The sequence below is a fragment of the Pseudotabrizicola algicola genome (assembly GCF_010915705.1).
In the GTDB taxonomy this organism is placed as follows: domain Bacteria; phylum Pseudomonadota; class Alphaproteobacteria; order Rhodobacterales; family Rhodobacteraceae; genus Pseudotabrizicola; species Pseudotabrizicola algicola.
On sequence record NZ_JAAIKE010000001.1, the window covers coordinates 1,165,800 to 1,188,653 of the forward strand.

Genomic DNA, 22,854 nt, shown 5'->3' on the forward strand with positions numbered 1-22,854 from the left:
TGCAAAGACAGCCCGCGGACACAGGGAGAGCCAGCTGATGCCAGCACCCGGAGAGAACCTCCGCATCGATTCGACGCGGCTGTGGGACAGCCTTGACCAGATGGCGCAGATCGGTCCCGGCGTGGCGGGCGGCTGCAACCGCCAGACGCTGACCGATGCCGACAGCGAGGGGCGGCACCTGTTTGCAAGCTGGTGCAAGGCGGCAGGCATGACGATGGGCGTGGATACGATGGGCAACATGTTTGCCACCCGCGCAGGCACCGACCCCGAGGCGCTGCCCGTCTATATGGGCAGCCATCTGGACACGCAGCCGACGGGCGGGCGCTATGACGGGGTGCTGGGGGTCCTTGGCGCGCTGGAAGTGGTGCGCACGATGAACGATCTGGGGATCAGGACGCGTCGGCCCATCGTGGTGACCAACTGGACCAACGAGGAAGGCGCGCGCTTTGCCCCCGCCATGCTGGCATCGGGCGTGTTCGCGGGCATCCACAGCCAGGACTATGCCTATGACCGCCGCGATCCCGAGGGCAAGCGCTTTGGCGACGAGCTGGCGCGGATCGGCTGGGTCGGTGACGAGGTGGTGGGCGCGCGCAAGATGCATGCGATGCTGGAACTGCACATCGAGCAGGGGCCGATCCTTGAAGCCGAGGGGCGGCAGATCGGCGTGGTCACCCACGGGCAGGGCCTGTGGTGGCTGGAGATCACGCTGACCGGCAAGGATGCCCATACCGGCAGCACGCCGATGAACATGCGGGTGAACGCAGGGCTTGGCATGGCGCGGATCACCGAACGCGTCCACCAGATCGCGATGAGCCACCAGCCGAACGCCGTGGGTGCTGTGGGGCAGGTTTTCGTGCATCCGAACTCGCGCAACGTGATTCCGGGCAAGGTGGTGTTCACCGTGGACATCCGCAGCCCCGAACAGGCCAAGCTGGATGCGATGAAGGCCGAGGTGACGCGCGCGGCCCATGCGGTGGCGGCGGAACTGGGGCTTGGCTGCGCGATCGAGGATGTGGGGCATTTCGACCCCGTGACCTTTGACCCGGATCTGGTGAAGGTGGTGCGGGGGGCGGCGGAGCGGCTGGGCTATGCGCATATGGATATCGTGTCCGGCGCGGGGCATGACGCCTGCTGGATCAACCGCGTGGCCCCCACGGTGATGATCATGTGCCCCTGTGCGGGCGGGCTCAGCCACAACGAGGCCGAGGAGATTTCCCCCGAATGGGCGGCGGCGGGGACGGATGTGCTGCTGCATGCGGCGCTGGAAGTGGCAGAGGTGGTATCCTGAGGCCGGCGCCGGGGGCTTCGCGCCCCCGGACCCCCGCGGGATATTTGCGGACAGAAAATAAGGGAGTGGCGCGATGGCCTCGACGGTGATCAAGGGCGGGACGGTGGTGACGGCGGATCTGTCCTATGCGGCGGATGTGAAGATCGAAGACGGGGTGATCGTCGAGATCGGCAAGGGGCTGTCGGGCGATACCGTGCTGGATGCGGGCGGCTGCTATGTGATGCCGGGCGGGATCGATCCGCATACGCATCTGGAGATGCCCTTCATGGGCACCTATTCGGCGGATGATTTCGAGAGCGGCACGCGGGCGGCGCTGGCGGGCGGCACCACGATGGTGGTCGATTTCGTGCTGCCGGGGCAAGGTCAGGGGCTGATGGATGCCGCCCAGATGTGGCACAACAAATCGGGCCGCGCGCATTGCGACTATTCCTACCACATGGCGGTGACATGGTGGGGGGAGAAGGTCTGGCAGGGGATGGAAGAGAGCGTGAAGGCGGGGATCACCAGCTTCAAGCACTTCCTCGCCTACAAGGGCGCGCTGATGGTCAATGACGACGAGCTGTTTGCCAGCTTCCGCCGGGTGGGCGAGCTGGGCGGGCTGGCGATGGTGCATGCCGAGAATGGCGATGTGGTGGCCGAGCTGACCGCCAAGCTGATCGCCGAGGGCAACACCGGACCCGAGGGTCATGCCTATTCCCGCCCGCCGCAGGTGGAGGGCGAGGCGACCAACCGCGCCATCATGATCGCCGACATGACTGGGGTGCCGCTCTATGTGGTGCATGTGTCCTGCGAGGAGGCGCATGAGGCGATCCGCCGGGCGCGTCAGGCCGGCAAGCGGGTGTGGGGCGAGCCGCTGATCCAGCACCTGACGCTGGACGAGAGCGAGTATTTCAACCCCGATTGGGATCATGCGGCGCGGCGCGTGATGAGCCCGCCCTTCCGCAACAAGGCGCATCAGGACAGTCTGTGGGCGGGGCTGATGTCGGGCAGCCTGTCGGTGGTGGCGACCGACCATTGCGCCTTTACCACCGAGCAGAAGCGGTTCGGTCGCGGCGATTTCTCGAAGATCCCCAATGGCACCGGCGGGCTCGAGGACCGCTTGCCGATGCTGTGGACGCACGGGGTTGGCACCGGACGCCTGACGCCGAACGAATTCGTGGCGGTGACCAGCACCAACATCGCCAAGATCCTGAACTGCTATCCGAAGAAGGGCGCGGTTCTGGTGGGGGCCGATGCCGATCTGGTCGTCTGGGACCCTGAGCGCGAGAAGACCATTGCCGCAAGCACCCAGCAATCGGCCATCGATTACAACGTCTTCGAGGGCCAGAAGGTGAAGGGCCTGCCCCGTTTCACCCTGACGCGCGGCCACGTGGCCGTGACCGAGGACAAGGTGGAGGGCCGCGAGGGCCACGGGAAGTTCGTGCCGCGCGAGGCGCGGCCTGCGGTGAACCGTGCGCTGAGCCAGTGGAAGGACCTGACCGCCCCCCGCCCCGTGCAGCGCAGCGGCATTCCGGCGACGGGGGTGTGATGTCAGGCGGGAACCAGAGCCTCGAGATGCGGGAGCAGGACGACGCTTTCCTGCTCGTCGGGATCGGTGCGGGCGATCACGGCGCGTGCGGTGCCGGGACCGGGATTGAAGGGCAGATGCGGCATGTCGGCGGGGATGTAGAGCATCTCGCCCGCCGCGACCTCCATCCGGTGTTCAAGCGCCGCGCCCCAATACATGACCGTCACGCCCTCGAGCATGTAGATCGCGGTTTCATGGGTGGCGTGTTTGTGGGCGCGGGCGCGGCCCCCCGGCGGAATGGCAAGCATATGCATGCAGATACCGCTGCTGCCGACGCTTTGCGCGCTGATGCCTGCGGTGTAGGTGAAGCCTTGCTTGCCGTCATAGCTTTCGGCAGAGGCACCTTCGGGGTGCAGTTTATGGCAGATCGGCATGGGACCCTCGGTTGCCAGATGGAGCGGCACGGAGCCTATCATCGAAGGGCGGCGGCGCCAAAGGGTGTGATGCGATGAAAGATACCTTGACCCCGGCCGCGCCGGTGATTGTGGCGCGCGATCTGAACCTGACCTTCCAGACAGGTGACGGGCCGGTGCATGCGCTGAAGGATGTGAACCTGACGATCAACAAGGGGGATTTTGTCAGCTTCATCGGGCCTTCGGGTTGCGGCAAGACCACATTCCTGCGCTGCATCGCGGCGCTGGAGCATCCGACCGGGGGCGCGCTGAGCGTCAACGGCATGACCCCGGACGAGGCGCGCCGCCGCCGCGCCTATGGCTATGTGTTTCAGGCGGCGGGGCTTTACCCGTGGCGCACGATTGCCGGCAATATCAAGTTGCCGCTGGAGATCATGGGGTTTTCCAAGGCCGAGCAGCAAGAGCGGGTGGACCGCGTGCTGGAGCTGGTGGAGCTTGCCGGATTTGGCGGGAAGTATCCGTGGCAGCTTTCGGGCGGGATGCAGCAGCGCGCCAGCATCGCGCGGGCGCTGGCCTTTGACGCCGATATTCTCCTGATGGACGAGCCCTTTGGCGCGCTGGACGAGATCGTGCGCGACCGTTTGAACGAGGAAGTGCTCAAGCTCTGGGCGCGGACGGGCAAGACCATCGGCTTTGTCACCCATTCGATCCCCGAGGCGGTGTATCTTTCGACCAAGATCGTGGTGATGTCGCCCCGCCCCGGACGGATCACCGATGTGATCGACAGTCCGCTGCCGCGCGAGCGCCCGCTGGACATCCGTGACAGCCGCGAGTTCATCGAGATTGCGCACCGCGTGCGCGAAGGCCTGCGGGCGGGGCATCAGGATGACTGAGCGCGCGCCTCGGCTGCCTTCGGCCCTGCCGGTGCTGAGCGTTCTGGCGGCGATCGTCGTGCTTTGGTATGCCGCCTCGGTCTGGATGAATGCCACCTGGGTCTACGATCAGGCCGCGCGGGCGGGCAATACGGTGACGCTGGCCGAGGTGATTCCGCAGACGATGGCGCAGAGCCGCCCGTTGCTGCCGCCGCCGCATCAGGTTGCGGCGGAATTGTGGAAAGGCGTGACGGCGCAGGCCGTCACCTCGAAGCGGTCCTTGGTTTACCACGGTTATGTCACGCTGCGCGGCACGCTGATGGGCTTTGCGCTTGGCATCGTGCTGGGCGTGGGTCTGGCGATGGCCATCGTGCGGTTCCGCGTGATGGAGATGAGCGTGATGCCCTGGGCGATCATCAGCCAGACCATTCCCATCGTGGCGCTGGCACCGATGATCCTGACGGTGTCGAACCAGATCGGCATCGACAACCGCGAGGTGCCCAAGGCGATCATCGCGGCCTACCTGTCGTTCTTTCCGGTGCTGGTGAGCATGGTCAAGGGCTTGCGCAGCCCCGACCAGATGCAGCTTGACCTGTTGTCGACCTATGGCGCGTCAGAGACGGACACGTTCCTCAAGCTGCGCCTGCCGGCCTCGATGCCCTATTTCTTTGCCTCGCTGAAGGTTGCGATTGCGGCGGCGCTGGTGGGCACCATCATCGGCGAATTGCCGACGGGGGCCATCGAGGGGCTTGGCGCGCGGATGCTGATCGGATCGCAATTCGGCGAGCCGCTGATCATGTGGGCGGCGCTGTTTGCGGCGGCCATTCTGGCGGGAGGGCTGATCCTGATCGTGGGGTTGGTCGAGCGGTTGGCACGGGCGAGCATGGGGGTTCCGGCATGATCTGGCTGTGGGGGACGGTGCTGTTCTGGCTGGCGGCATGGGCGTTGAACGTGCGGCTGGCGGCCAGCCGCTTTGGCCGCACGCGTGCGGGGCGGCTGGTGGTGGCGAGCCTGTTCGGGATCACCCTTCTGGTGCTGTGGGAAGGGCTGGTGCGCGGCTTTGCGGTGCCGACGGTCATCCTGCCGGGGCCTTCGGTGATCGGGCCGAAGATCGCGTCCTCGCTGCCGATCCTCTGGGCCGATTTCGTGCAGACGGTGATCAAGGGCGCGCTGTCGGGCTTTGCCATCGGTGCCACGGCGGCCTTTGTGGCGGCGATTGCGATTGACCGGTCGCCCTTCCTGCAAAAGGGGCTGCTGCCGGTGGGCAATTTCGTATCTGCCCTGCCCATCGTGGGGCTGGCGCCGGTGCTGGTGATGTGGTTCGGCTTTGACTGGCAGTCGAAGGCGGCGGTGGTGGTGGTGATGGTGTTCTTCCCGCTGCTGATCAACATGGTTGCCGGATTGCAGGCCACCGACCGGCTGCACCGCGACCTGATGGCGACCTATTCGGCCACCTATGTGCAGCGCCTGATAAAGCTGCGCCTGCCCGCGGCGATGCCATTTTTCTTCAACGGGCTGAAGATCGCGGCCACTCTGGCGCTGATCGGGGCGATTGTTGCCGAATTTTTCGGCAGCCCGATTGTCGGCATGGGCTTTCGCATCTCGACCGAGGTGGGAAAACTGGCGCTCGACATGGTCTGGGCCACAATTGCAGTGGCGGCTTTGGCGGGTTCCGCGCTCTATGGTCTGATTGCGCTGATCGAATCCCGGGTGACCTTCTGGCACCCGAGCCAGCGAAAATAGGAAACAACAAAAACAAGAACCGCCAAGACAGGAATGGCGACACCATCAACGGCAACGCCCCCGCAAGAGGGGCACAACACGGAGGTCTGACGATGAAGAAGACGATGTTCGCGGCCAGCATGCTGGCGCTTTCGGCCGGGATGGCCAGCGCCGAGGATGTGACGCTGCAGCTCAAATGGGTGACGCAGGCGCAGTTTGCGGGCTACTATGTGGCCAAGGACAAGGGCTTTTACGAAGAGGAAGGTCTGAACGTCACCATCAAGCCGGGCGGCCCCGACATTGCGCCCGAGCAGGTGATCGCAGGGGGCGGCGCCGATGTCATCACCACATGGATGCCTGCGGCTCTTGCCGCACGCGAACGCGGCCTGCCGCTGGTGAACATCGCGCAACCCTTCAAGGAGGGCGGGCTGAAGTTCACCTGCCTGAAGGATTCGGGCGTCTCGACCACCGCCGATTTTCCGGGGCGCACGCTGGGCGTCTGGTTCTTCGGCAACGAATACCCGTTCTACGCCTGGATGGCCAAGCTGGGTCTGGCCACCGATGGGTCGGCTGGCGGCGTCACCGTGCTGAAACAGGCGTTCAACGTGGATGCGCTGCTGCAAAAGCAGGCCGATTGCATCTCGGTGATGTCCTACAACGAATACGGTCAGGTGATCGACGCCGGCATCAGCGAGGACCAGCTGGTGACCTTCTCTTACAAGGATGAAGGCGTGGCGGTGCTGGAAGACGGGCTCTACGTGCTCGAAGACCGTCTGGCCGATCCGGCCTTTGTCGAGACGATGGCGAAATTCGTGCGCGCCTCGATGAAGGGCTGGAAATACGCCGAGGCAAACCCCGACGAGGCTGCCGAGATCGTCGTCGAGAATGACGAATCCGGCGCGCAGCGGCTGGAGCACCAGAAGTACATGATGTCCGAGGTCGCCAAGCTGACCGCGGGCGGCGACGGCAAGCTGGACCCCGCCGATTACGAACAGACCGTTGCCACCCTGCTCGCCGCCGTCTCGCCCGACAACCCGGCGATCACCAAGGCACCCGAAGGCATGGCCTGGACGCATATGGTGACCGACAAGGCACTGGAGTAACGCCACGCAGGCGGCAGACCGGGCCACCGGCCTGCCGCTGCGTCATCCCTTGCCGCCGCCCCTGGCTTTCCCTCGGGCGGCGGTTTCACATTTCGGGGCCGGCCCGTGCCATCTGCCCACTGGAAACCGCGCTGCCTTTGCGGTAACCGAGGCGACATGACCCAGGAAATCACCCTTATCCGCCCCGATGACTGGCACCTGCACCTGCGCGATGGCGCGATGCTGCACGGCGTGCTGCCCGAAACAGCGCGCCATTTTGCCCGTGCCATCATCATGCCCAATCTGGTGCCGCCTGTCGTCACCGGAGCGCAAGCTGCCGCCTACCGCGACCGCATTCTGGCCGCCCTGCCCGAGGGCGCGACCTTCGAGCCCTTGATGACGCTCTATCTGACCGAAGACACCGATGCGGCGGATGTGGCCGCCGCCCATGCCTCGGGTCTGGTCAAGGCGGTGAAACTCTATCCGGCCGGGGCGACCACCAATTCGCATGGCGGCGTGCGCAACATCGAAGCGGTGCTGCCGGTGCTGGAGAAAATGGCCGAGATCGGCCTGCCGCTCTGCGTGCATGGCGAGGTGACCACCGCAGAGGTGGATATCTTCGACCGCGAGGCGGTGTTCATCGACACCGTGCTCGACCCGCTGCGCCGCCGCCTGCCGGGCCTGCGGGTGGTGATGGAACATATCACCACGCAGGAAGGGGTCGATTACGCCCGCGCGGGGGGCGAGACGCTGGGCGCGACGATCACCACGCATCACCTGATCATCAACCGCAACCACATTCTGGTGGGCGGGATCAAGCCGCATTACTACTGCCTGCCGGTGGCCAAGCGGGAAAAGCACCGCCTTGCCCTGCGCGCCGCCGCCACCTCGGGCGCGGGCCGCTTTTTCCTCGGCACCGATTCCGCGCCGCATGTCGATGCGCTCAAGGAACATGCCTGCGGCTGCGCGGGCTGTTTCACCGCGACCAACACGATGCCGCTTCTGGCCCATGTCTTCGAGGAAGAGGGCGCGCTGGACCGGCTGGAAGCCTTTGCCAGCCTGAACGGCCCCGCTTTCTACCGCCTTCCGGTCAACGCGGGCCGCATGCGGCTGGTCAAGCATGAAAAACCGCAGACCTGGCCCGAGAAGATCTTTACCGAAGCCGGCCCCGTCACTGTTTTCAACCCCGGCTATCCCGTCCACTGGGCCGTGGAAGCCTGATTTGCGCCCTTTTTCGAATACGCCGCCGGAGGCTCCCGCAGCCACCGTGGGAGCCTCCGGCGGGAGTATTTGGATAAGCAGCAAGCCCGACGCATCAAGAGGATGATCCGATGATCCCCACCAGTTTCCCCCCGCGCGAAGAAATCGCCCGCCTGACCGCCCGCGCGCTGCTGGAGATCAAGGCGGTGCATTTCAATGCCGAGACGCCGTTCACACTGGCCTCGGGCCTGCCCTCGCCCACCTATATCGACTGCCGCAAGCTGATCTCCTATCCGCGCATCCGCTCGATGCTGATGGATTTCATGGCCGTGACGGTGATGCGCGACGCAGGTTTCGAGGCCTTTGACAACATCGCGGGCGGCGAGACGGCGGGCATCCCCTTTGCCGCGCTGGTGGCCGAGCGGCTGGCGCTGCCGATGACCTATGTGCGCAAGAAGCCCAAGGGCTATGGCCGCAACGCCCGCATCGAGGGCGCGATGAGCGAGGGCCAGCGGGTGCTGCTGGTCGAGGATCTGACCACCGATGGCGGCAGCAAGCTGTCTTTCGTCGATGCGATCCGCGAGACCGGCGCAACCTGCGCCCATACGGCGGTGATCTTCTATTACGGCATCTTCGAAGGCACCACCGAACGTCTGGCCGAACACGGCGTCACGCTGCATCATCTGTGCACTTGGTGGGATGTGCTGGCCGAGGCGCGGGCGCAAAACGCCTTTGATGCCGCCACGCTGGCCGAAGTCGAAGCCTTCCTCGGCGCCCCGCGCGCCTGGCAAGAGGCACGCATGGGCTGACGCAACGTCAGCTGCGCAAGTCTTTGCCGATCGCCCGGCCTGCCTGTGGGCAGGCCTGTGCAAACTCTGTGGACAACCCGTCGCGAGAATCAGATCACCGTGCTAGGGTGATGCAAGTGGCGCAAGATATTGCGGGTTGCGCGGCGCAGACCGCGATGGCTTGCAGGCTGAGCCAGGGTTGCACAGGCTTATCCACAGCTTTGTGCATGGCTTGCCTCGGCACGCCGGCATGGGCTAAGCCGCAACTTCACCGCAGGAGTCAGGGGCAGCAGATGAACGAAGTCGCGAAAATCAGGCCCGATCTTCCCGCCGCCGCCGAGGCTGACAGCCTGCCCCACAATATCGAAGCCGAACAGCAGCTTCTGGGCGCGATCCTGACCAATAACGACGTCTATGACCGCATCGCCAGCACCGTGAAGGCGGAACATTTCTACGATCCGGTGCACCAGCGCATCTTCGAGAAATCCGCCGCGCGCATCCAGAAGAACGCGCTCGCCAGCCCGGTCACGCTCAAGCCTTTCTTCGAGGATGACGAGGGTCTGAAAGAACTGGGCGGTCCCGCCTATCTGGTCCGCCTCGCGGGGGCCGCGATCTCGGCCTATGCCGCGCGCGATTATGCGCAGATGATCTATGATCTCGCCGTGCGCCGCGAACTCATCGCCCTTGGCCGCGATATCAGCGCCAAGGCCGCCAAGGTGGACATGGCCTCGGAGCCGCGCGAGCAGATCGTCGAGGCCGAACAGCGCCTCTACAAGCTGGGCGAGCAGGGCGTGGCCGAGCGGGGCTTCCAGTCCTTCCTCAAGGCGGTCACCGATGCGGTCAACGTGGCGAACGCCGCCTATCAGCGTGGAGGCGGTCTGGCGGGCATCTCGACCGGCCTGACCGATCTCGACAAGAAGCTGGGCGGGCTGCACGAATCCGACCTGCTGATCCTCGCGGGACGCCCTTCGATGGGCAAGACCTCGCTGGCCACCAACATCGCCTTCAACGTGGCCAAGGCCTACAAGCGCGGGCGCAAGCCCGACGGGCATGAAGGCGCGGTCGAGGGCGGCGTGGTCGGCTTCTTCAGCCTCGAGATGAGCGCGGAACAACTCGCGGCCCGTATCCTCTCCGAAGCCTCCGAGGTGCCCTCCGAACAGATCCGCCGCGGCGACATGACCGAGGCGGAGTTCCGCCGCTTTGTCGAAGCCGCCAAACAGCTGGAATCCTGCCCGCTCTACATCGACGACACCCCTGCCCTGCCGATCAGCCAGGTCGCTGCCCGCGCCCGCCGCCTCAAGCGCACCCACGGGCTTGATGTGCTGATGATCGACTATCTGCAACTGCTCAAGGGCTCGTCCAAGGGTTCCGAAGCCAACCGCGTGCAGGAAGTCTCGGAAATCACCCAAGGCCTCAAGGCCATCGCCAAGGAGCTCAACATCCCCGTCATCGCCCTGTCGCAGCTCTCGCGTCAGGTGGAAAGCCGCGAGGACAAGCGCCCGCAACTGTCAGACCTGCGCGAATCCGGCTCCATCGAGCAGGACGCCGATGTGGTGATGTTCGTCTACCGCGACGAATACTACAAGGAACGCGAAAAGCCGGGCGATCACGAGCTGGAAAAGATGGCCGCCTGGCAGCAGGTGATGGAACAGGTGCATGGCAAGGCCGAAGTCATCATCGGCAAGCAGCGCCACGGCCCCATCGGCTCGGTGGAACTGAGCTTCGAGGGCCGCTTCACCCGCTTCGGCAACCTTGCCAGACCCTGGCAGGGCGACGGCTCCGACTACTGACCGCCCGTCGGCACGGGGGCGCCCTGCCCCTTGCAGCTTTCCCAAATACTCCCGCCGGAGGCATCCGCCAGCTGTCCCCGTCGCCGCGCCGGACGGCTGTCGCGCGGCAGCAGCGGGCGCGGGGGGCTCGATGCCCCCCAAGCCCGCCCCCCGGCCCGCCCCCTTTCTGCCAAAGCCCCGTTTTTCCCTTGACCCTCACCCCTGATCTGACAACAAACCCCCATGACAACAGCGACCCTCTCCATTGATCTTGATGCCATCGCCGCCAACTGGCGCGCCTTGGACCGTGCTTCAGCCTCCGGCGTGCAGACGGCGGCGGTGGTCAAGGCCGATGCCTATGGCCTTGGCATCACCCGCGTGGCGCGCGCGCTGGCGCAGGCGGGGGCGCGGCGGTTCTTCGTGGCCGTCGCCGAGGAAGGCGCGGCCTTGCGGCAGGCGCTGGGGCCGGGGCCGCAGATCTGCGTGATGTCGGGCCATATGGCGGGCGACACCGAGATGGTGCACGACCTTGACCTGACCCCGATGCTGGGCAGCATCGATCAGGTCACCCGCCACCTCGAATCCCTGCCCGGCCTGCCCTTCGGCATCCAGCTTGACACCGGGATGAACCGTCTTGGCATGGAAGAGGCGGAATGGGAGGCGGTGGCGCCCTTCGTGCTCGACGCCGGACCGGAACTGATCATGTCGCATCTGGCCTGCGCCGATGACCCAGATCACGCGCTCAATGATCTGCAACTTGCCACCTTTCACGCCATGACCGATGGCACCGGCGTGCCGCGCTCGCTGGCGGCGACGGGGGGCATCCTGCTGGGGCCGAAGTACCACTTCGACCTGACACGCCCCGGCATCGGCCTTTACGGCGGGCGTCCCTATGAAGGGGCGAGCCGCGTGGTCGGCCTGTCCTTGCCGGTGATCCAGACCCGCATCGTGCAGCCGGGCGAGGCTGTGGGCTATTCCTGCACCTGGACGGCAGAGGTGCCCAGCATGATTGCCACCGTCTCGGGCGGCTACGCCGACGGGCTGCTGCGCGGCCTGTCGAACACCGCCGTGCTCTGGGATGGGGACACCCCCTGCCCGCTGGTGGGCCGCGTGTCGATGGACCTCATCACCGTCGACATCAGCCATCTGACCTATGTGCCGCGCAGTCTGGACATTCTGGGCCCGCATCAGACGGTGGATGATCTGGCCGATGCTGCCGGCACCATCGGCTATGAAATCCTCACCTCGCTGGGCCATCGCTATACCCGCCGCTATCAGGAGGGGGCCGCGTGAGCGCTGCCGCCGGTCTGCGCGCGATTGGCCGTCCGGCGCTGGCGGCGCTGGCGGCCATCGGGCGCGTGGCGCTGTTTGCAGTTGCGACGCTGGGCCATCTTTTGCGCCCGCCCTTCTATTGGCGCGAGTTCGGGGCGCAGCTGATGCAGATCGGCTGGTTCAGCCTGCCGGTGGTGGGTCTGACCGCGCTTTTCACCGGCGGCGCGCTGGCGCTGCAGATCTATTCCGGCGGCGCGCGCTTCAATGCCGAGGCGGTGGTGCCGTCGATCGTCGCCATCGGCATGGTGCGCGAGCTTGGCCCGGTTCTGGGCGGATTGATGGTGGCGGCGCGTGTCGCCAGTTCCATCGCCGCCGAGCTTGGCACCATGAAAGTGACCGAGCAGATCGACGCGCTGACCACGCTGTCGACCAATCCGATGAAATACCTTGTGGTGCCGCGCGTGCTGGCCGCCACGCTCGCCGTGCCGGTGCTGGTGGGTGTCGGCGACGCCATCGGCATCATGGGCGGCTGGCTGGTGGGCGTCACGCGGCTGGAGTTCAACTCGGTCACCTACCTGAAGAACACCATCGACTTTCTGGAAGTCTGGGATGTGGGATCGGGGCTTGTGAAAGGGGCTGCTTTCGGCTTCATCGTGGCGCTCTTGGGCTGCTATCACGGCATGAATTCGGGGCGCGGGGCGCAAGGCGTGGGCCGCGCGACCAAGGCGGCGGTGGTGGGGGCAAGCGTGCTGATCCTCGCGGCCAATTACATGCTGACAGAGGTGTTCTTTACCTCATGATCAGTCTGAGCAAGGTCACCAAATTCTTTGGCGCCAATGCGGTGTTGCGCGGGGTGGATCTGACGATCCCGACCGGCAAGAGCATGGTCATCATCGGCGGGTCCGGCACCGGCAAATCGGTGCTGCTGAAATGTATCCTCGGTCTGGTCGAGCCCGATGGCGGCACGATCATGCTGGACGGGCAGGATGTGCGCCGCGCCGAGCGGGATGCCTTCCTTGCCCGTTTCGGCATGCTGTTTCAGGGCGGCGCGCTGTTCGATTCGCTGCGCGTCTGGGAGAATGTGGCCTTCCGGCTGATGCGCGGCGCCAACCGCCGCCCCAAGGACGAGGCGCGGGCGATCGCGCTGGAAAAGCTGCGCCGCGTGGGGCTTGGCCCGCAGGTGGCCGATCTTTATCCGGCAGAGCTTTCAGGCGGCATGCAGAAGCGCGTGGGCCTTGCCCGCGCCATTGCCGCCGAGCCCGAGATCATCTTTTTCGACGAACCCACCACCGGGCTTGACCCGATCATGTCGGGGGTCATCAATGACCTGATCCGCGAGATCGTGGTGGAAATGGGGGCGACGGCGATGACGATCACCCATGACATGAGTTCGGTGCGCGCGATTGCCGATGAGGTGGCCATGTTGCATCAGGGCATGATCCAGTGGACGGGTCCGGTGACCGATCTTGACGGCTGCGCAGACCCATATGTGCAGCAATTCATCCACGGCCGCGCGGCAGGCCCGATCAACCCGATCCGCTAGCCGCGATGGACCCGATGTTTCAGGTAGATCTGTCGTTTCTCTTCGAACAGCCCTCGATCTGGCGCACTCTGGTTCAGACCCTGATCATCCTTACCCCGCTGGCCATTGCGCTGTCGGCCTATGGCACATGGCGGATCGGCGACCGGCGCGGGCCGCTGCTGATGGCGGGGGTGGCGCTTTACCTGTTGTGGATGTTCTGGCCCGCCCCGCTTGCCGCCGAACTGGTGCTGCCCGGTCGGGCGGTGTCGGTGATCGGCTGGTTCTGGCTGGTCTCGGCATGGGGGCGGCAGGCGAAATGGCACGAGCCGCTGCTTTTGCTGTCCAACAGCATCGTGCTGGCAATCCTGATCGCGCTGATCCTGACAACGGGAGTGGCGGGGATACGCGACGCGATGGGCTGGGACGTGCCGCTGTAGCGCCCGCCTGCCCCTGCCCAACCCTGCCGCGCTGCGGGTGATGGACCGCGAGGCTTGAAGAGCGCACCGGTTCCGCGCTAGGCAAGCGGGATGAGCAAATCCCCTTCCGGTTTCACCTGCACCGCCTGCGGCGCGCGCCACAAGAAATGGCAAGGCCGCTGCGACAGTTGCGGCGCCTGGAACACCATCATCGAAGAAGCCCCGCTGTCGGCCGGACCAAAGGCGCTGGGGCACAAGGGCCGCACCATCGCGCTGACCGATCTTGCCACCGAAGAGGCACCGCCGCCGCGCGCCTCTTCGGGGATCGACGAGCTGGACAGGGTGCTGGGCGGTGGTCTCGTGCCGGCCTCGGCCATCCTTGTCGGCGGCGATCCCGGCATCGGCAAATCGACGCTGCTGTTGCAGGCTGCCGCCAGCTTCGCGCGGATGGGCCTGAAAATCCTCTATATCTCGGGCGAGGAAGCCTCGGCACAGGTGCGGATGCGCGCGCAGCGTCTGGGTTTGCAGGAAGCCCCCGTGCATCTGGGCGCCGAAACCAACCTGCGCGACATCCTGACCACGCTGGATGCCGAACGCCCCGCGCTTGCCATCATCGATTCGATCCAGACCATGTGGCTCGATACGGTAGAGGCCGCCCCCGGTTCGGTGTCTCAGGTGCGGGCGGCGGCGCATGAGCTGGTGACCTTTGCCAAGAAGCGCGGCGTGGCGGTGGTGCTGGTGGGCCATGTGACGAAAGAGGGCCAGATCGCAGGCCCGCGCGTGGTGGAGCATATGGTCGACACCGTGCTCTATTTCGAGGGCGAGCGCGGCCACCAGTTCCGCATCCTGCGCGCGGTGAAGAACCGCTTTGGCCCGGCGGACGAGATCGGCGTGTTCGAGATGACGGGGAACGGGCTGGCACAGGTGAGCAACCCCTCGGCGCTGTTCCTGTCAGACCGCGACCGCCCTGCCCCCGGATCGGCGGTCTTTGCCGGGATCGAAGGCACGCGCCCCGTGCTGACCGAGATTCAGGCCCTTGTCGCCCCCTCTCCGCTCGGCACGCCGCGGCGTACGGTGGTGGGGCTTGATTCGGGGCGGCTTTCGACGATTCTCGCCGTGCTTGAAGCGCGCTGCGGCATCCCCTTTACCGGACTGGATGTGTTTCTGAACGTGGCGGGCGGCTTGCGGGTGAATGAACCCGCCGCCGACCTTGCGGTCGCCGCCGCGCTGCTTTCCGCGCGCGAGGATGTGGCAATTCCGCCAGACATGGTTCTTTTCGGGGAAATCTCGCTCTCGGGTGCGCTGCGTCCGGTGGGTCAGACGGAAAACAGGTTGAAAGAAGCCTCGAAACTTGGTTTTCAACAGGCCACTTTGCCCACGGGGTCGAAAACCCCGGGCGGAACGGATATGCGTTTGCGCCAGATGCCCGACCTGACCGCCTTTGTCGGCGAGATGTTCGGCGCAGGCTGACGCGGCACAAAGGAGCGGATGATGGAAGGCTTTACTCTGGTGGATGGAATCGTGGCGGGCGTGATCGTCCTGTCGGCGATCCTTGCCTATTCGCGCGGCCTTGTGCGCGAGGCGATGGCCATCGCGGGCTGGATCGGGGCCGCGGTGCTCGCCTTCATCTTCGCCCCCGCCGCGCAACCGCTCATCAAGGAACTGCCGGTCGTCGGTGATTTTCTGGGCGACAGCTGCGAGCTGTCGATCATCGGGGCCTTCGCGCTGGTCTTTGCCATCGGGCTTGTCATCGCCGCACTGTTCACGCCGCTCTTTTCCTCCTTTGTCCAGCGCTCGGCCCTTGGCGGCATCGATCAGGCGCTGGGGTTTCTGTTCGGCGTGGCGCGCGGCGTGATCCTCGTCGCGGTGGCCTTCATCGTCTATGACCGCGCGGTCGCCGCCAACACCGTTCCGATGGTGGACAATTCGCGCTCGGCCAAGGTCTTCGCCACCTTTCAGGCCAATATCGACGAGAACATTCCCGCCGATGCACCGGGCTGGATCGTCTCGCGCTACAATGACCTGACCGCCGTCTGTGCCGCGCCTGCGACCACCCCCACCGCCCAGCCCGCCCCTGCCGGAAACTGACGCCACGGCCTGCCGGCCCCTACGCCCGCCGCATCGCAGCAAATTGACAGCGCCCTGCTGCTGCAATGGGCGTGACAGCGCCACCGCCTTGGCGTAAAGGGTGGCGCATCAGTCCTAGACGGAGCAGCCCGATGCGCCCCTTCCTGTCCCACCCCTTTGATGATGACAAATTGAAGGAGGAATGCGGGATCTTCGGCGTGATCGGGGTCTCGGACGCGGCGAACTTCACCGCGCTCGGCCTGCACGCCCTGCAGCATCGCGGGCAAGAGGCGGGCGGCATCGTCGCCTATCACCCCGACCACGGTTTCAACTCGGCACGCCGCTTCGGCTATGTGCGCGACAATTTCACCAAGGCCGATGTGATGGACACGCTGCCGGGGCAACTCGCCATCGGCCATGTGCGCTATTCCACCGCGGGGTCCAAGGGCGCGACGGCCATCCGCGACGTGCAGCCCTTCTTCGGCGAATTCTCGATGGGCGGTTGCGCGATCGCGCACAACGGCAACCTGACCAATGCCGCCGCCCTGCGCCGCGAACTGATCGAACGCGGCTCGATCTTCCAGTCCTCGTCGGATTCGGAATGCATCATCCATCTCATGGCGCGCTCGATCCAGAAATCGCTTGCCGAACGCATCAAGGACGCGCTGCGCGCCTGCGAAGGCGCGTTTTCGGTGGTCGCCATGACCCGCACCAAACTGATCGGCGTGCGCGACAGCCTTGGCGTGCGCCCGCTGGTCCTCGGCCGCATCGGCGATTCCGGCTGGGCGCTGTCGTCGGAAACCTGCGCGCTCGACATCATCGGCGCCGATTTCGTGCGTGAGATCGAACCGGGGGAAATGGTGGTCATCGAAGGCAACAAGGTGATCTCCACCCGCCCCTTCGCCCCCGCGCCCTCGCGCTTCTGCATCTTCGAGAAGGTCTATTTCTCGCGCCCCGACAGCATCATCGGCGGCCGCTCGGTCTATGAAACCCGCCGCCAGATCGGCGTGGAGCTTGCCATCGAATCCCCGGTCGAGGCCGATCTGGTCTGCCCGGTGCCCGACTCCGGCACCCCTGCCGCCATCGGCTATTCGCAGCAATCGGGCATTCCCTATGCGATGGGGATCATCCGCAACCAGTACATGGGGCGCACCTTCATCGAGCCCACCGAGTCCATCCGCAACATGGGCGTCCGGTTGAAACTCAACGTCAACCGTGCGCTCATCAAGGGCAAGCGGGTGATCCTCGTCGACGATTCGGTCGTGCGCGGCACTACCAGCCGCAAGATCAAGGACATGATCCTCGAGGCGGGGGCAGCCGAAGTGCACTTCCGCATCGCCTCGCCCCCCACCGCCTGGCCCTGCTTCTATGGCGTCGACACGCCGGAACGCGCGAAACTGCTCGCCGCCACCATGACCGAAGACGAAATGCGCGACTGGATCGGCGTCGACAGCCTCAAGTTCATCTCGCTCGACGGTCTCTACCGCGCCGCCGGCGAGGCCGCAGGCCGTGATCCTGCCGCCCCGAGGTTCTGCGATGCCTGCTTCTCCGGCGATTACCCCGTCGTCCCCTCCGACAAGATTGCCGAGGGCTTCGAGATGAAGGCCGCCGAATAGCCGGCCTGCGCCATTTTCCGTCTGCAAATATCCCACGGGGGTCCGGGGGTGTGAAACCCCCGGCTCCACCCTCAGCCACCGGAGCCGCCCATGTCCCAGAAAATCGCCCTCGTCACCGGGGCCTCCCGCGGTCTGGGGTCTGCCCTGGCCGAACAGCTGGCTTTGCGCGGCTGGCATGTGGTGGCGGTGGCCCGCACGGTGGGCGGGCTGGAAGATCTGGACGACCGCGTCAAATCCGCCGGCCTGCCCGGTGCGGGCAGCCTGACACTCGCGCCGATGGATGTGACGAACGAAGACGCGATGCGGCATCTGTGCCGCTCGGTGCATGACCGCTGGGGCGGGCTGGATTTCTGGGCGCATACGGCGGTGCGTGCCACGGCCCTCGCGCCCGCGCCTTCGGTGGATATGAAGGACCTCGACAAATCCATTGCCGCAAACCTGCGCGCCACGGCCTTCCTGATCACCATGGTCGAGCCGCTCTTGCGTGTCAAAGCCGGGACCGCGATGTTCTTTGACGATCCGGTGGCGGGGCAGAAATTTGGCGGAGCCTACGGGGCCACCAAGTCGGCGCAGATCGCCCTCGCGCGCAACTGGCAGGCGGAATCGCAGCGCGTCGGCCCCCGGGTGCTGATCGAAACCCCGCGGCCGATGCCCACGGCGGTGCGCGCGCGGTTCTATCCGGGCGAGGACCGCGAGGCCCTTTTCAGCCCCCGCGAGGAGGCCGCACGCCTCCTTGACCTGATCTGAGCGCGGAACGAGGAGCGCTGGCGCGCGCCCTTCGCGCGCGCCGAGCGACGAGGGGACCGGGTCAGCGCAGCGCTTCGGCCATTGCGCCCCACAGCGCCTCGACCGGCTCCACCCCGATCGACAGCCGGACAAAGCCCTCCGGCACCGCATCGCCCCAGCGCGCACGACGCTCGCCCGCCGAATGGGTGCCGCCAAAGCTGGTCGAGCGCACCAGATAGGGGCAACGCTCCAGAAACCGTTCGGCCACGGTGGCGTTTTCCAGCGTCATGCCGATCAGGAAGCCGAAACCCTGCATCTGCCGCCGTGACAGCGCATGGGCCGGGTCATCCGGCAGCCCAGGATAGCGCAGGGCGCGCACCGCCTCATGCTCCGCAAGCCGCACGGCGATCACCGCCGCGCTCGCGCACATCCGCTCCAGCCGCACCTCCAGCGTTTCCAGCCCCCGGTGCAGCAGCCACGCCTCCATGCTGCCCGGCACCGCGCCCGACAGCCGCCGCCAGTCGCGCACGCGCGCCATCTGCGCGCTGTTGCGCCCCGCGACATGGCCGAACAGCGCGTCCGAATGGCCCGCCGGGGCCTTTGTATCGGCGGCGACCACCAGATCGGCACCAAGGTCCAGCGGGCGCTGCATGAGCGGCGTCATCGTGGTGTTGTCCACGATCACGATCGCCCCCGCCGCATGGGCGCGCGCGCAGACATCGGCGATATCGACCACATCCAGCCCCGGATTGGACGGGGTTTCCATGTAGACGACCGCCGCGCCGGAAAAATCCGCCGTCGCATAATCCAGCGTCGGGATCTGGACCACATCCACCCCCAGCGGGGCAAGGAAGCCTTCGGACAGCACGCGCGTCACGTAATAGCCGTCCGACGGCAGCACCACCCGCTGACCGGCCTTCAACGTGGCAAAAAGCGCCGCCGAGATCGCGCCCATGCCCGAGGGGAAGCCCACCACCTCGGCGTCTTCCAGAAGTGCCAGTTGCGCCTCGACCGCCGCCCATGTGGGGGTGCCGTTGCGCGCATAGATATAGGGCGCGCCCTGCACATCGGGCAGGTGAAAGCTGGTCGACGTGGTCAGCGGCAGCGACACCGGATCGCCCTTTTCCAGCCCCGCGCTGCGGTGGTGAAGCACATCTGCCAGACGGCGCTGCATATCGGTATTCATCCGCTACCCTCTTGATTTCGCACGGCAGACATTCTGCCGAAGCCAAAGCCTTGGCAAGGGCCGGACCAAGACAAAGGGGGCCGCGTGGCCCCCTTTTTCCGCATCACTCGCTGACCGTGACCTTGACCATCTGGTCGGGGTCCGTCACCTCGCCATTGCCGCCGGTGCCTTTCTTGATGGCATCGACCACCTCCATGCCCGAGATCACCCGGCCCACGACGGTGTATTGACCGTCAAGGAAGGTGCCGGGGGCGAACATGATGAAGAACTGGCTGTTGGCGCTGTTCGGGTTCTGGCTGCGGGCCATGCCGACCACACCGCGGTCAAAGCTGATGTTGGAGAATTCGGCGGGCAGGTCGGGGCGGTTTGATCCGCCCATTCCGGCGCGGCGGGTGTCCCCGCCGGCCTTGCCGAATTCCACGTCACCGGTCTGCGCCATGAAACCGTCGATCACGCGGTGGAACACCACGCCATCATAGGCCCCTTCGCGGGCAAGCGCGGTGATCTGCTCGACATGCTTGGGGGCCACATCGGGCAGCATGTCGATCACGATCTGGCCCGAGGTGCTGCCTGCAACCTCGATCACGAGGTTCGGGCCGGGGCCGTCTTCGGCCTGCGCCATGACGGGGCTGGCGAACTGGCTGACCGCATAGCCGCCCACGACGGCCAGACCAAGGGCGAAGAGCCCGCCTGCAATGAACCGGTCACGCGACATCGGCAGCCACCCGCACGGTGATCATCCGGTCCGGGTTCGCCGGCGGCTCGCCCCGGGTGATCTTGTCGACATGTTCCATGCCGGAAATCACGCGGCCATAGACGGTGTATTGGCCGTTCAGGAAGTGGTTGTCGGCAAAGTTGATGAAGAACTGGCTGTTGGCCGAGTTCGGGTTCTGGCTGCGGGCCGCGCCAAGGGTGCCACGGTCATGCGGCAGTTTGGAAAACTCGGCCGGAAGGTCAGGCAGGTCGGACCCGCCCGTGCCTGCGCGGCGCAGGTTGAAGTTGTTTTCCATGTTGCCGTTCGCCACGTCGCCCGTCTGCGCCATGAAGCCGTTGATCACGCGGTGAAAGCACACGTTGTCATAGGCTTTCGCGCGGGCCAGTTCCTTCATCCGGGCCGAGTGCTTGGGGGCCACATCGGGCAGCAGCTCGATCACCACTTCGCCGTCCTTCAGCGTGAGGATGATGGTGTTTTCGGGGTCTTTGATCTCGGCCATCGGTCTTGGCTCCTTACTGTTGTCTGGCGCGGAACCTAAACACCCGAGGCCAGCAAGGAAAGGGGGCAGCGCGCAGATCGGTTGACCTGCGCGGCATTCCGGCGGAAACAGGGGGCAGCATTTCGACAGGAGGGTCCGTCATGGGCTGGAAAACACTCGACGACATCGGGCTTGCGGGCAAGACGGTGCTGGTCCGCGTTGACATCAACGTGCCGGTAGAGGCGGGCCGCGTGACCGACACCACGCGGATCGACAAGATCAAGCCGACGGTCGAGGACATCATCGCGCGCGGCGGGCGGGTGGTGCTGCTTGCGCATTTCGACCGGCCCAAGGGCAAGGTGGTGCCCGAGATGAGCCTTGGCCATATCGCGCCCGCGCTGGAAACCAGTCTGGGCCGCAAGGTGGTGTTCTGTTCCGAAAGCATCGGCGACGCTGCGGCGACGGCGATTGCCGGTGCGGCCCCGGGCGATGTGGTGCTGCTGGAGAACACCCGCTTTCATGCGGGCGAGGAAAAGAACGACCCTGCCCTTGCCGCCGAGATGGCAAAGCTGGGGGATGTGTTCGTGAACGATGCCTTTTCCGCCGCGCACCGCGCCCATGCCTCGACCGCAGGGCTGGCGCATCTGCTGCCCGCAGCCGCTGGCCGTCTGATGGAGGCGGAGTTGCAGGCGCTGGAGGCGGCGCTTGGCAGCCCGAAGCGCCCGGTGGTGGCGGTGGTCGGCGGGGCCAAGGTGTCGACCAAGCTGGACCTGCTGGGCAATCTGGTGACCAAGGTCGATCATCTGGTGATCGGCGGCGGCATGGCGAACACCTTTCTGGTGGCGCAGGGGATCGAGGTGGGCAAATCGCTCGCCGAGCGTGACATGGCCGAGACCGCGCGCGAGATTCTGGGCAAGGCCGAGGCTGCGGGCTGCACCATTCACCTGCCGGTGGATGTGGTGGTGGCGCGGGAGTTCAAGGCGAATGCCGAGCATGACGTCGTGGCGGCCAATGCCTGCCCTGCCGATGCGATGATCCTTGATGCGGGGCCGATGAGCGTGGCCGCCATCGTCAAGGTGTTCGAGGCGTCGGAAACCCTGATCTGGAATGGCCCGCTGGGCGCGTTTGAGCTGACCCCATTTGATACGGCCACCAATGCGGCGGCCAAATCGGCGGCGACGCTGACGCGGGAAGGCAAGCTGATTTCGGTCGCGGGGGGCGGTGATACCGTCTCGGCGCTCAATCAGGCGGGGGCGGCGGAGGATTTCACCTTCATCTCCACCGCGGGCGGTGCTTTCCTAGAATGGATGGAGGGCAAGGAATTGCCCGGTGTTGCGGCGCTGATGGCATGAGCGATACGTCACTCGCGCAAGACTTCCGCAAGGCAGACTGGGCGCTGGTGACGGGCGCAAGCGACGGAATCGGGCGCGCATTGGCCGTCGAGGCGGCCAAGGCGGGCTATAATGTCATTCTGACGGGGCGGCGGACGGAGCGGCTGGAGGCCCATGCCGACAGTCTGCGCCGCGCGCATTATGTGGCGACGGTCTGCATCACCGCCGACCTGTCAGACCCCGACGCGGCCGAGGCGCTCTGGACCGAGGCCGCGAAACAGGGGCGCATCGCGGTTCTGGTCAATGCCGCGGGTCTGGGGCGCAGCGGCCCCTTTCTGGACCCGGAGGGCTGGCTGCGGGAATCGGAATCGGTGCTGGTAAACGTGATCGCCGCCACCATCTTGATGAAGCGCGCACTGGCCCATATGGCGCAGAACGGCGGCGGGCATATCCTTAATGTCGCCTCGGCGGCGGGTTTTGTGCCGGGGCCGAACATGGCGGTTTATGCGGCGAGCAAAGCCTATCTGCTGTCCTTGTCCGAGGCGGTGGCGGAGGAGGCGGCAAAGGATGCGGTTTTTGTCACTGCCCTTTGCCCCGGAGCCACGACCACCGGCTTTTTCGCCGCCGACAATGCCGAAAGGGCGAGCATTTTGACCCGGCTGTTGCCGATGGCCGCACCCGAGGCGGTGGCGGCCAGTGGCTGGGCGGCGATGCAGAAGCGCCGCCGCGTGGTGGTGACGGGCGTGATGACCAAGGTCTTTGCCTTTTTGCCCCGTTTGATGCCGCGCCGCGTAACGGCCTGGCTGACCGGCCAAATCTTGCGCCGCCGTTGGTAAGTGCAGGAATTTCCACGCGCCGTTAGCGCCACCATGATTGCGAGGCCG

At 65.8% G+C, this 22,854-nt stretch carries 23 protein-coding genes; 19 read left to right on the forward strand and 4 right to left on the reverse strand.

Annotated elements, in window-relative coordinates; all coding sequences use genetic code 11:
* Nucleotides 1–37 precede the first annotated feature (37 nt).
* Nucleotides 38–1,288, forward strand: a complete 1,251-nt coding sequence (locus G3572_RS05680; RefSeq protein WP_164609655.1) for a Zn-dependent hydrolase — start codon at nucleotides 38–40, stop codon at nucleotides 1,286–1,288.
* A 73-nt stretch (nucleotides 1,289–1,361) separates the two neighbouring features.
* Entirely contained in the window at nucleotides 1,362–2,816 is a 1,455-nt protein-coding gene (gene hydA, locus G3572_RS05685) for a dihydropyrimidinase (protein WP_164609656.1), read from the forward strand.
* Between the two features lie 2 nt (nucleotides 2,817–2,818).
* Here the strand turns inward: hydA and G3572_RS05690 are convergent, their stop codons facing one another.
* Nucleotides 2,819–3,229: a cupin domain-containing protein gene (locus G3572_RS05690; protein ID WP_164609657.1), complete on the reverse strand. Its 411-nt coding sequence runs from the start codon at nucleotides 3,227–3,229 to the stop codon at nucleotides 2,819–2,821.
* Between the two features lie 74 nt (nucleotides 3,230–3,303).
* Here G3572_RS05690 and G3572_RS05695 point away from each other — a divergent pair, with 74 nt between their 5' ends.
* The 15 genes from G3572_RS05695 (at nucleotide 3,304) to G3572_RS05765 (ending at nucleotide 18,281) form a co-directional block, all read left to right on the forward strand.
* Nucleotides 3,304–4,101: an ABC transporter ATP-binding protein gene (locus G3572_RS05695; RefSeq protein ID WP_164609658.1), complete on the forward strand. Its 798-nt coding sequence runs from the start codon at nucleotides 3,304–3,306 to the stop codon at nucleotides 4,099–4,101.
* 13 nt (nucleotides 4,102–4,114) lie between these two features.
* Complete coding sequence (locus G3572_RS05700; RefSeq protein ID WP_164610011.1) at nucleotides 4,115–4,981, forward strand: ABC transporter permease; 867 nt, start codon at nucleotides 4,115–4,117, stop codon at nucleotides 4,979–4,981.
* Nucleotides 4,978–5,823 carry an ABC transporter permease gene (locus G3572_RS05705; RefSeq protein WP_164609659.1) on the forward strand — a complete coding sequence of 282 codons (846 nt, stop codon included), beginning with the start codon at nucleotides 4,978–4,980 and terminating at the stop codon, nucleotides 5,821–5,823. The genes G3572_RS05700 and G3572_RS05705 overlap by 4 nt, the downstream gene beginning before the upstream one ends.
* Before the next feature lie 92 nt (nucleotides 5,824–5,915).
* On the forward strand, nucleotides 5,916–6,905 hold the full coding sequence (locus G3572_RS05710) for an ABC transporter substrate-binding protein (protein ID WP_164609660.1): 990 nt from the start codon (nucleotides 5,916–5,918) through the stop codon (nucleotides 6,903–6,905).
* A gap of 156 nt (nucleotides 6,906–7,061) precedes the next feature.
* The gene (gene pyrC / locus G3572_RS05715; protein WP_164609661.1) at nucleotides 7,062–8,105 is read left to right on the forward strand and encodes a dihydroorotase; all 1,044 of its coding nucleotides are present in this window, start codon (nucleotides 7,062–7,064) and stop codon (nucleotides 8,103–8,105) included.
* A gap of 110 nt (nucleotides 8,106–8,215) precedes the next feature.
* A complete protein-coding gene (locus G3572_RS05720) occupies nucleotides 8,216–8,893 on the forward strand; it encodes an orotate phosphoribosyltransferase (protein ID WP_164609662.1) in 678 nt (225 codons plus the stop codon).
* A 272-nt stretch (nucleotides 8,894–9,165) separates the two neighbouring features.
* The gene (locus G3572_RS05725; protein ID WP_164609663.1) at nucleotides 9,166–10,662 is read left to right on the forward strand and encodes a replicative DNA helicase; all 1,497 of its coding nucleotides are present in this window, start codon (nucleotides 9,166–9,168) and stop codon (nucleotides 10,660–10,662) included.
* Nucleotides 10,663–10,884: 222 nt separating this feature from the next.
* Nucleotides 10,885–11,934, forward strand: a complete 1,050-nt coding sequence (gene alr, locus G3572_RS05730; protein WP_164609664.1) for an alanine racemase — start codon at nucleotides 10,885–10,887, stop codon at nucleotides 11,932–11,934.
* Nucleotides 11,931–12,713, forward strand: coding sequence for an MlaE family ABC transporter permease (locus tag G3572_RS05735; protein ID WP_164609665.1), 783 nt, complete (start codon nucleotides 11,931–11,933; stop codon nucleotides 12,711–12,713). The genes alr and G3572_RS05735 overlap by 4 nt, the downstream gene beginning before the upstream one ends.
* Nucleotides 12,710–13,456 carry an ABC transporter ATP-binding protein gene (locus G3572_RS05740; protein ID WP_164609666.1) on the forward strand — a complete coding sequence of 249 codons (747 nt, stop codon included), beginning with the start codon at nucleotides 12,710–12,712 and terminating at the stop codon, nucleotides 13,454–13,456. Before G3572_RS05735 ends, G3572_RS05740 begins: the two co-directional genes overlap by 4 nt.
* A 14-nt stretch (nucleotides 13,457–13,470) precedes the next feature.
* Nucleotides 13,471–13,872 carry a hypothetical protein gene (locus G3572_RS05745; RefSeq protein ID WP_164609667.1) on the forward strand — a complete coding sequence of 134 codons (402 nt, stop codon included), beginning with the start codon at nucleotides 13,471–13,473 and terminating at the stop codon, nucleotides 13,870–13,872.
* A 90-nt stretch (nucleotides 13,873–13,962) separates the two neighbouring features.
* Entirely contained in the window at nucleotides 13,963–15,321 is a 1,359-nt protein-coding gene (radA, locus tag G3572_RS05750) for a DNA repair protein RadA (protein ID WP_164609668.1), read from the forward strand.
* Nucleotides 15,322–15,342: 21 nt separating this feature from the next.
* On the forward strand, nucleotides 15,343–15,939 hold the full coding sequence (locus tag G3572_RS05755) for a CvpA family protein (protein ID WP_164609669.1): 597 nt from the start codon (nucleotides 15,343–15,345) through the stop codon (nucleotides 15,937–15,939).
* A 131-nt stretch (nucleotides 15,940–16,070) separates the two neighbouring features.
* Nucleotides 16,071–17,534, forward strand: a complete 1,464-nt coding sequence (gene purF, locus G3572_RS05760; RefSeq protein ID WP_164609670.1) for an amidophosphoribosyltransferase — start codon at nucleotides 16,071–16,073, stop codon at nucleotides 17,532–17,534.
* Between the two features lie 90 nt (nucleotides 17,535–17,624).
* Entirely contained in the window at nucleotides 17,625–18,281 is a 657-nt protein-coding gene (locus tag G3572_RS05765; protein WP_164609671.1) for an SDR family NAD(P)-dependent oxidoreductase, read from the forward strand.
* Between the two features lie 61 nt (nucleotides 18,282–18,342).
* Here the strand turns inward: G3572_RS05765 and G3572_RS05770 are convergent, their stop codons facing one another.
* From G3572_RS05770 to G3572_RS05780, 3 genes are all read right to left on the reverse strand, one after another.
* On the reverse strand, nucleotides 18,343–19,446 hold the full coding sequence (locus G3572_RS05770) for a cystathionine gamma-lyase (protein ID WP_240335409.1): 1,104 nt from the start codon (nucleotides 19,444–19,446) through the stop codon (nucleotides 18,343–18,345).
* A gap of 103 nt (nucleotides 19,447–19,549) precedes the next feature.
* Nucleotides 19,550–20,161, reverse strand: coding sequence for a peptidylprolyl isomerase (locus G3572_RS05775; protein WP_164609672.1), 612 nt, complete (start codon nucleotides 20,159–20,161; stop codon nucleotides 19,550–19,552).
* The gene (locus G3572_RS05780) at nucleotides 20,151–20,660 is read right to left on the reverse strand and encodes a peptidylprolyl isomerase (protein ID WP_164609673.1); all 510 of its coding nucleotides are present in this window, start codon (nucleotides 20,658–20,660) and stop codon (nucleotides 20,151–20,153) included. Before G3572_RS05780 ends, G3572_RS05775 begins: the two co-directional genes overlap by 11 nt.
* Nucleotides 20,661–20,800: 140 nt before the next feature.
* Between G3572_RS05780 and G3572_RS05785 the strand changes: the two genes are divergently transcribed.
* Together G3572_RS05785 and G3572_RS05790 are read left to right on the forward strand one after the other, a co-directional pair.
* Nucleotides 20,801–21,991 carry a phosphoglycerate kinase gene (locus tag G3572_RS05785; protein WP_164609674.1) on the forward strand — a complete coding sequence of 397 codons (1,191 nt, stop codon included), beginning with the start codon at nucleotides 20,801–20,803 and terminating at the stop codon, nucleotides 21,989–21,991.
* On the forward strand, nucleotides 21,988–22,806 hold the full coding sequence (locus G3572_RS05790) for an SDR family NAD(P)-dependent oxidoreductase (protein ID WP_164609675.1): 819 nt from the start codon (nucleotides 21,988–21,990) through the stop codon (nucleotides 22,804–22,806). The genes G3572_RS05785 and G3572_RS05790 overlap by 4 nt, the downstream gene beginning before the upstream one ends.
* The last annotated feature ends 48 nt before the right edge of the window (nucleotides 22,807–22,854 follow it).